The organism is Bacteroidota bacterium (genome assembly GCA_016714535.1).
Taxonomy (GTDB): Bacteria; Bacteroidota; Bacteroidia; order AKYH767-A; family OLB10; genus JADKFV01.
Genome location: JADKDR010000008.1, coordinates 22,251 through 29,732 on the forward strand (window position 1 = coordinate 22,251; position 7,482 = coordinate 29,732).

A 7,482-nucleotide genomic window follows, 5' to 3' on the forward strand; every position below is an offset into this window, starting at 1 on the left:
AATACAGAAACCCATAAACTAATTTTAATCAAATAATTATCACGGGTGCTGCATTACAGCACCTTTTTTTAATTATATAAAATGAAAAGTAATTATTTGATAATATTATTTTGTGTTGTAAATTTTGCGTACAGCCAAAATATGAATAGTAATTGGTGCTTTGGTGACAGTGCAGGTATTAACTTTGTAAATACAGCTAATCCGTTGTCATTTGCATCAAGCGTAGTTAGTCGTGGTAGTTGCACGAGTATTTCTGATTCTAATAGCGTACTTCAATTTTATAGCTATAATGGCACAACAAGTTTTGATGACGATACTCGTGTATGCAATAATACAAATGATACAGTTGAAAATGGCACACGACTAAATGGTAGAGCATTTTATAATCAAATTCTATTTGTACCAACTTTAGATGATACAAATTTATTTTACATTTTTCATAGTGGTGTTTATACTGTAAAGGGATTTTATTTTTCTATACTTGATAAAAGCGCAAATGGTGGCCTTGGAAAAATAATTGTCAAAAATGCGCCACTTATAGTCAATGATTGGGTTGGCGATTGTTTAATAGCTATTAAAAGTGGTAATGGTAAAGACTGGTGGATAATTACAAAATATTCAAATGATGCTGGTTTTACTTATATAAATCGTTTTTATGTTTACTTAGTTTCGTCAACAGGTATTTCGCCTCCCATAATACAAGACTTTGGCAACGCAACAGACAGAGTTTTGCAAAAAATATATTTCAACAACCAAGGCAATAAGCTGATGAACATTAACATCACTGGTCTAATGACAGAGTACAATTTCGACCGCTGCACAGGCATTTTATCAAATCCCAATATTATTTTTCCTGAGCAAACTTCAAACATTGATAGATGGTTTTGGGAGGGTGCTTACTCACCTAATGATAGTTTGTTTTATGTAGCCAAAAATTGGTACTCCTTTCCAAATGATACTTCAATGCTATTGCAATACAATTTATTCGCAACTGATATACCTGCAAGTTGCGATACGCTTTGGCAAATAAAATATCCTGTAACTATAGGCGCAATTCGCCTAGCCCCTGATAATAAAATGTATGTTACTTGTGCTTATGATTGGGGTTTTCCATTAATCCCATACCCCGATAGTGTACGCAATATGTACAATGAAAATCTTGGCGTAATTAATTATCCTGATAGCATTGGTGCAGCATGTAATTTTACACCGTTTAGTTTTAATCTTGGAGGTAAAAGAACTTACTGGGGTTTGCCTAATAATCCGGATTATAGTTTGGGGCGGTTGTTGGGAAGTCCTTGTGATACTTTGCAGTGGGTGGGCACGCCCGAAACCCCCAAACCCCCACTTGGGGGCTTTAAGAGCATGCGCATCAATCCCAATCCATTTGCCTCAAAAATAAATATTGAGTTGAGTGATTTTAAAAATGAAAGTTATGTTTTAAAAATAGTGGATGCAATGGGTAAAGAAATTTGGCAACAGGAGATTGTGAAACAAAAAACAGAAATAGATTTAGAAAAAATAAAACAGGGATTTATTTGTTATGCTGAGTGGGTGGAAATGATATATTTACAGGGGAAAATAATAAAGATGTGAAAATGCGGCCTTCGCTCTGGCCGTTGCCCTAAAGGGCGCAACAATAGCATACAATTAAAAATTTTGTTTGTATAAGTGGCTGGATACCCTTCAGGGGTTGTGGGAGCGGGAAGTCAATTTTTACTAAAAAAATAAATTAAAAAAAAATAAAATTATGAAAAATCTCATTTTGGTATTTCTCTCTTTTTTGCAATGTTCATTGCAACACACGAAGCAAACGCACAACCATGCAACCTGCCCATTATGAATATGCACACAGTGTATATATTCACAACAAAAACAAACCACACTATGGAAGAAGTAATGGGAGCAAAATTAAACCCCATGTTATTCAATTTCGTGTTTGTAAAAACTGCAGCCGAACTAAATGAGCTTAAAAAATTAGCAAGAGAAAATAAATTGCAATCTTCTGTTTTTGTTTTTTTTAGTAACGGTAAGGCTATACGTTACTGCAATGTGGAGGAGTTTGCAAAGGCTGTTGAGAATAAAATTGAGCTTAAGGTTGAGGAGTAAGTTTTGATTGAAATAAATAATTATCCTTCGTAAAAATTAACGGGTATGCAATACAATTCTCGATTCACTATAGCGCCACAAGCGACGGACGCTTGCGGGAGGAGAGGGATACTGTTTATTTCGATTACCTGACGATGAAGCGTATTACCGTGCAGGCAATAGAGATAGTTGCTTGCTCAACTTGGCTGACACCAGCGACCAGGCTTATTTGGAATATCTTTCGATACTTGAAGCAAGCAACATAGGCAAATTTGAAGATGTGCGCGATTACATAGCTGCCAAGAATAAGCAAGCAGCTCAGATAAAAAGTGGCGATGAGCACGAATAATCAAATCAATACCAATTTAAAAGTACTCTCACAAATTTATCTCGACCATGTAATAGATAACGAGCAATTAGAATTAGATTCTGCGACTCGCGCACAACTTAAAGCATCGCTTATCAAAAGCAATTGAAGGCGGTGAGGCGGTTTATAGCGCGTGCTATGTTGCATTTAGACTGGAAGATTATTATTTGTTAGGATTGCGTAAGGCTGATGTGACAGAAACAGCAACAAATTTAATTTAGTAACGATTAAAGTAAATCCAAACCCAGCTAAAAATGAGATTGAGGTTTCGAGTAATAAAAGCTTTAATAAAATAATTATTGCGAGGATATATATGGTAGGACAGTTTCTTCAACTTATGCAATGGAAAATACATTATCCCGCAAAATGGTGATAAGCTCAATTCCAATGGTGTTTACATTGCACAGTTGTACAATTTAGATTTAAGTATTGGTAACGCAAATTAATTATTTCCAAGTAACCTATGGGGCATCATTTTGATGCCCTTTTTTAAAATAATAATGAAAGCACTTTGGGTTTTTGTGGTTTTTATTTATTCTGTTTAAGTGGCCAAAACAGAAATTCGGTTTGGGTGTTCGGTGATAGCTGTATAATAATATTTGATACAATAGGCGTAAATTGATTCTTCAATATGTGTTTCAAGAGGTAGTGCGAGCAGTGTGGCAGATAAAAAAGGTAAGTATTTATTTAGTATAACAGGGTCCATTGAGGCATTAAATGCACAATATCCTCAAGCTGCAAAAGTTTATAATTCGGAAAATAAAATAGCTGTTGGTGGTGATAGCTTAGTTGGCACTGCATGGTATAGGGGTATGTAGCAGTTCCTATTCCAAATGATATAAGTAAATATTATATGTTTAGTGCTGGAGTTACTACGGTTCACGGTTTTACTATTCAATAATTGACATGAGCCAGGATAGCGGGCGTGGTGCTGTCATTCAAAAAAATGTACCCTTACCAAGGCACTAACTTTATAGCATCGGATGGCTTAGCGGCAGTGCAACATGGCAATGGCAGAGATTGGTGGCTGGTTGTGAGAGAGTGGACAAAACCACCTTACGATAGTGCTTTTTATTTTTATTTAGTTACACCAGATAGTGTTTATTTGCACCATGAGCAACATAATGGTGAGGCTATTGTTGATAATGCTACTACTGTTCAATTTTCAAAAGATGGAAGTAAATTAATTTGTATGGAACGAAGGGGTTTTATTAACTGTTTTTGATTTTAACAGATGCAATGGAGAACTAAGTAATGAATTAAGAATTGAAAATCCAGTTGCAAATCAAGTGGATAGCTTTCCATGGTTTTTTGATTTAGAAATTTCTGCCAACAATAGGTATTTATATTTAAGTCAATTGCATAATGATTATGATTCATTAAATCATGTTATCCAATACGATTTGCAAGCTGCCAATGTGCAAGCAAGTAAAGATACAATTGCCGATATAACAAATCTTGCTTATGCTGGCTTATTAGAACTGGCGCCAAACAATAAAATTTATTTATCATGTTGGTATAACCCTGTTGGCACATTCATGTATCCATTTTCAGATAGTGTGCACAACTATATAAACGAAAACCTAAGTGTAATAAATGAGCCCGATAGTGATAATTGCAATTTTACACCATTTAGTTTTTACCTCGGTGGCAAGCGCACTTATTATGGTTTTGCCTAATAATCCCAATTATGAATTGGGGCGGCTTTTGGGGTCACCTTGTGATACGTTGCAGTGGACAAACCTCACCCCGGCCCTCTCCAAAGGAGAGGGAGTAATTCAAATTACTTACATATCTGCATGGGAGAAGTTGTTTATAAATGCAAGTGGGCTGCAAGGGAAGAATGTAACGGTGAGTATATACGATGGGCGGGGAGTATTGGTAAGGGCACAAAATTTTGTGCCCTTACATAACGGTTACGCTACAGTGGATGTGGATTGTAGTGGTTGGGCGAGTGGGATGTATGTTGTATATTTGGAAACGGATAAGGAAAGGTTGTCCAAGAAATTTATTAAGGAATGAAATATTTATTGATTTTTTCAATTGTTATATTAATCGTATTTAATATGATGATGAAACTCAAAAGTCATTTTGTATTTTTTGCAAAAAAATAATCATGCTCATAATTGGAATTGCGGGAGGTTCAGGCTCCGGAAAAACTACAGTGGTAAAAGAAGTGATGAGTTCTTTTTCGCTCAATCAGGTTGCTATACTTTCGCAGGATAGTTATTATAAAGATAGCAGCCACATTACGATTGAGGAAAGGAAGGGTATAAACTTTGACCATCCAGAAAGTATAGAATTTGATTTGCTTGTAAATCACTTGCACGAACTACGCAAGGGCAATAAAATTGAACAACCACTATACGATTATATTACTTCCACCCGACTAAAAGAAGTAAATAACATAGAACCAAATAATGTAATTATTGTAGAAGGCATTTTATTATTTACAGATAAGCGTGTGCGCGACTTGTGCGATATAAAAGTCTTTGTAGATGCCGAACCTGACGACCGCCTCATACGCATTATAGAACGTGATATGCGCGAGCGTGGCCGCAGCGCACATCAGGTAATTAACAGATACACGGTAGTGAAAGACATGCACACAAAATTTATTGAGCCTACCAAACGCTTTGCCGATGTTATAATTCCACAAGGGGGCGAAAACAAAGTGGCCATAAATATGCTGGTAGCAACCATACTGCAAAAGTTGTTGAAGTCGAATCAGTAGTTGGGTCTTTTGATTCACACTCAGTTATTATATTGCCCCTAATTTTAATTAAACTTCAAAATCAAGAAATTTTTTCTCTTTGCGGCTGTAAGCACCCATACTTGCTACTTGTTTGCAGACCTTGCTTTCGCTAGAATATACTGAAGGCTAACATGAGGTTAAAGTTCGTGATAGCTTAGGCATCTATAGCAAATCAAATTTCTCAATAAACACGTGACCATTTCAAAGTCGAAATCAATAGCCTAATGTCAATACTACACTCCTACCCTAAGCAATCCTTTAATTTACACTATCTTATATTAAGCCACATAATCGCTAAGATAGGTAAAGCGATCGGTTAGCTTTCCATCTTTAGTTATGGATGCCCGCGTAATTAATCCATCATCCTCAGCTTTAATTAATGATGGGAACACTTTCGTTATTAGTTCTGCACCAAATCTTCGCTTGCATCGCGTGGTAGCGAACATGGAAGATTATCAACTGCCATTACAGAAATTGAGCTTTCCACTAAATCCATTAACATACTGACGTTCGTACTGTTCCCACTCATAGTATGGCTCTTCGATAGTAGTTGCAAAAGTGGTGCATGGTATACTGCCATTGATATCACAGGTATGTCTCCAATAGTACGTATGGTAAAGTTAGCCTTGCCATATCTTCTAACGTAAACAACCGAGGCGCTCAGGGGATGCCAAAATGCACAGTGAATAAGCATATCCGTCTTGTTGTTGAACTTATTAAAGGTGCTTATATATTCTTCGGGATGCGCATAAAGTGAGGGCTGTTCCAGGGTAACTTATCCTGATGCACACTGATAGTCATTAGGTGGAGGTGTGTGTAAACAGGTTCATTAAAGCTGAACATCATATACTCATACACAGACACTTTACGAATTTTCATGCCTCCCAAAATTTCTAATGCACCATTACCTACCCGGCCTCCACCGGTTACGCAATACGAATATTTTTTTTTAATCGCGCTTTGCGCAATTCCTTTCAAGCTCAGCCTTATGCTCACAATCCTGAGCAGGCTTCAAGGTAAACGAGCCATACTTTAAGCCATGCAAGCGGATGGTGTTGTAGGCGCCAACTATGCCAGCAAACCTGCCAAAACCAATTATCCGATTTTCAGATTCATCCACTAAACACTCGTAGTCTATCATTTGTATTTTCTTGCTTAATAATGTTTGAAGCAAGGTGCGGTTGTGGGGTTGCTTTTTTATAGTGTGCGAAAAAAATAAATACTTTTTTCCTGCTAGCAGGTTCTCTTCGGGAACTTCCTTATTCCTAATAACAAATCACAATCCGATACATGATTAGTTAATTTTTATTCCGGCAGCCTCATATTCACTATCGGGAATGCTGCGAATGCCACTTCGGTCGACAACTATTTCGATGCCCGGGTATAGCTGTATAAGTTGTTTGCATTGCAAAGGGATAAGGCTACACGTTTATCCGGGGGAGTTTTCCCTTCTTTGATGATACCAATTTTCAAGATGAATCGTTTTTTTTTAAAGGACTGCGAAAGTAGTAATCCTATTTTGAAAAAAAATTTTTTGTTTATTTGAGGTGTTCTATATAAAGCATGTTACAGACATGAAAAAAATTTAACTATTACTTTTGTTGCCGTTTTGGCTGCTGCTATTTCATGCGAGGTTGCAAGCACAGGGTGACACCGTGTTTTTCGGAATATAGCATCCATGAGACCATTGCAATTCAACTTTAATTCTGACGAGAGTTTTTATTTAGATACCGTTTATGATAAGCTGCTTCAACAACAAGTTCATAAAATAAACGCAAAAGGCAGCACCCCACTTTTATCATTTTCGAACCCCGATGTTCCCAAGTTTGCCGCAACATTTATAATCCCATCGTCCGGAAATTACGAGATAAAAATTACTTCCCTCGTCCTATTATGAAATCAAAGATGTTAACCCTACCTGCAAAAGGCAACTTATACCGCAATATAAATCAGGATAGTGTAAACTACCTATACGGGGGATAGTTACACAAAAAGATGAATTCTTTCCATCATCGTCAGCAAGAGTAAGTCATACATTTATGCTGCGCGATTTCTAAGGGACAACCATTCATGTATTCCCATTTCAATACTCATCCATGCGGCGCATGCTACGCGTTTATACAAACATGGCACTCGAATTATTTTGCACGGATGATTGCGAAACACCCAAAGTTTCTGCCGTTCGAAATGTGTGCCGATTTGACGAAACATACACAAAGGCTTTTTCAAAACTATGAATGGTATAAACCTGCCTACCTGCCGGTAGATGAAA

At 36.9% G+C, this 7,482-nt stretch carries 12 protein-coding genes; 9 read left to right on the forward strand and 3 right to left on the reverse strand.

What is annotated here, in order from left to right; all coding sequences use genetic code 11:
- The first annotated feature begins 141 nt into the window (after positions 1-141).
- From IPO27_12520 to udk, 8 genes are all read left to right on the forward strand, one after another.
- Positions 142-1,596, forward strand: a complete 1,455-nt coding sequence (locus IPO27_12520; protein ID MBK8847311.1) for a hypothetical protein — start codon at positions 142-144, stop codon at positions 1,594-1,596.
- 192 nt (positions 1,597-1,788) lie between these two features.
- A complete protein-coding gene (locus IPO27_12525; protein MBK8847312.1) occupies positions 1,789-2,109 on the forward strand; it encodes a hypothetical protein in 321 nt (106 codons plus the stop codon).
- A gap of 172 nt (positions 2,110-2,281) precedes the next feature.
- Positions 2,282-2,437 carry a hypothetical protein gene (locus IPO27_12530; GenBank protein ID MBK8847313.1) on the forward strand — a complete coding sequence of 52 codons (156 nt, stop codon included), beginning with the start codon at positions 2,282-2,284 and terminating at the stop codon, positions 2,435-2,437.
- A gap of 677 nt (positions 2,438-3,114) precedes the next feature.
- Positions 3,115-3,273, forward strand: a complete 159-nt coding sequence (locus IPO27_12535; protein MBK8847314.1) for a hypothetical protein — start codon at positions 3,115-3,117, stop codon at positions 3,271-3,273.
- Positions 3,274-3,401: 128 nt separating this feature from the next.
- On the forward strand, positions 3,402-3,680 hold the full coding sequence (locus IPO27_12540; protein ID MBK8847315.1) for a hypothetical protein: 279 nt from the start codon (positions 3,402-3,404) through the stop codon (positions 3,678-3,680).
- A 64-nt stretch (positions 3,681-3,744) separates the two neighbouring features.
- Positions 3,745-4,134: a hypothetical protein gene (locus tag IPO27_12545; GenBank protein MBK8847316.1), complete on the forward strand. Its 390-nt coding sequence runs from the start codon at positions 3,745-3,747 to the stop codon at positions 4,132-4,134.
- Positions 4,103-4,477 (forward strand): T9SS type A sorting domain-containing protein, encoded by a 375-nt coding sequence (locus IPO27_12550; GenBank protein MBK8847317.1) that lies wholly within the window; start codon positions 4,103-4,105, stop codon positions 4,475-4,477. The genes IPO27_12545 and IPO27_12550 overlap by 32 nt, the downstream gene beginning before the upstream one ends.
- A gap of 94 nt (positions 4,478-4,571) precedes the next feature.
- Entirely contained in the window at positions 4,572-5,189 is a 618-nt protein-coding gene (gene udk, locus IPO27_12555; protein MBK8847318.1) for a uridine kinase, read from the forward strand.
- A gap of 421 nt (positions 5,190-5,610) precedes the next feature.
- On the opposite strand, the gene IPO27_12560 is transcribed toward udk, so the two are convergent.
- The 3 genes from IPO27_12560 to IPO27_12570 are packed head-to-tail and all read right to left on the reverse strand — an operon-like array spanning position 5,611 to position 6,384.
- Positions 5,611-5,904: a hypothetical protein gene (locus IPO27_12560; GenBank protein MBK8847319.1), complete on the reverse strand. Its 294-nt coding sequence runs from the start codon at positions 5,902-5,904 to the stop codon at positions 5,611-5,613.
- 32 nt (positions 5,905-5,936) lie between these two features.
- Positions 5,937-6,188, reverse strand: coding sequence for a hypothetical protein (locus IPO27_12565; GenBank protein MBK8847320.1), 252 nt, complete (start codon positions 6,186-6,188; stop codon positions 5,937-5,939).
- Entirely contained in the window at positions 6,160-6,384 is a 225-nt protein-coding gene (locus tag IPO27_12570) for a hypothetical protein (GenBank protein MBK8847321.1), read from the reverse strand. The genes IPO27_12565 and IPO27_12570 overlap by 29 nt, the downstream gene beginning before the upstream one ends.
- Positions 6,385-6,888: 504 nt before the next feature.
- Between IPO27_12570 and IPO27_12575 the strand changes: the two genes are divergently transcribed.
- Positions 6,889-7,107, forward strand: a complete 219-nt coding sequence (locus IPO27_12575; protein MBK8847322.1) for a hypothetical protein — start codon at positions 6,889-6,891, stop codon at positions 7,105-7,107.
- Positions 7,108-7,482: the final 375 nt, after the last annotated feature.